The sequence below is a fragment of the Niveispirillum sp. KHB5.9 genome (genome assembly GCF_048066115.1).
Classification (GTDB): Bacteria; Pseudomonadota; Alphaproteobacteria; order Azospirillales; family Azospirillaceae; genus Niveispirillum.
Map to the genome: position 1 here is coordinate 1 of NZ_JBLTYX010000069.1, position 896 is coordinate 896.

The following is an 896-nucleotide window of genomic DNA, read 5'->3' on the forward strand; positions in this document are numbered from 1 at the left end:
TACACCGTCCGGCGCCTGCTGGAAGCGATCCCGACATTGCTGGTGATCGTGGCCCTGTCGTTCTTCCTGATGCATTCGGCACCGGGTGGCCCGTTCGACAGCGAACGTGTCCTGCCGCCGGAGATCGAGGCGAACCTGAAGGCGGCCTATAATCTGGACAAGCCGGTCTGGCAGCAGTTCCTGATCTATCTGGGCAATGCGGCCCAGGGCGATTTCGGCCCCTCCTTCACCTACAAGGATTTCTCGGTTTCGGAGCTGATCAGCACGGGTTTCCCCGTGTCGCTGAAGCTGGGCCTGTCGGCCATCACCCTGGCGGTGCTGATCGGCTGTACGTTGGGCATCCTGGCCGCCATGCGCCAGAACACCAAGACCGACTATTCGATCATGGGTGTGGCCATGGTCGGCATCACCATCCCGAATTTCGTGATGGCGCCGCTGCTGACCCTGGTGTTCGGCATCTATCTGGGGCTTTTGCCCGTGGCCGGTCTGGGTGACGGCTCGTTCCGCAACCTGATCCTGCCGGTGGTGGCGCTGTCGCTGCCGCAGATCGCCATCATCAGCCGCCTGACCCGCGGCGGCATGGTGGAGGTGCTGCGGTCGAACTTCGTGCGCACCGCCCATGCCAAGGGGCTGCCTGAACATCTGATCATTACCCGCCACACGCTGCGCGCGGCGTTGCTGCCGGTGATCTCCTATCTGGGGCCGGCCATCGCCGGTCTGGTGACGGGCTCCGTCGTCATCGAGCAGATTTTCGGCCTGCCGGGCATCGGGCGGTACTTCGTGCAGGGGGCCATCAACCGCGACTATACGCTGGTGATGGGTACCGTGATCACCTATGGCAGCCTGATCGTGCTGATGAACCTCGCCGTCGATCTGGTCTATGGCCTGATGGACCC

At 63.3% G+C, this 896-nt stretch carries 1 protein-coding gene; it reads left to right on the plus strand.

The window, feature by feature from the left end:
• Positions 1-896: oligopeptide ABC transporter permease OppB (gene oppB / locus ACM9HJ_RS30970; protein ID WP_416575665.1), on the plus strand; the 896-nt coding region annotated here is incomplete at both ends.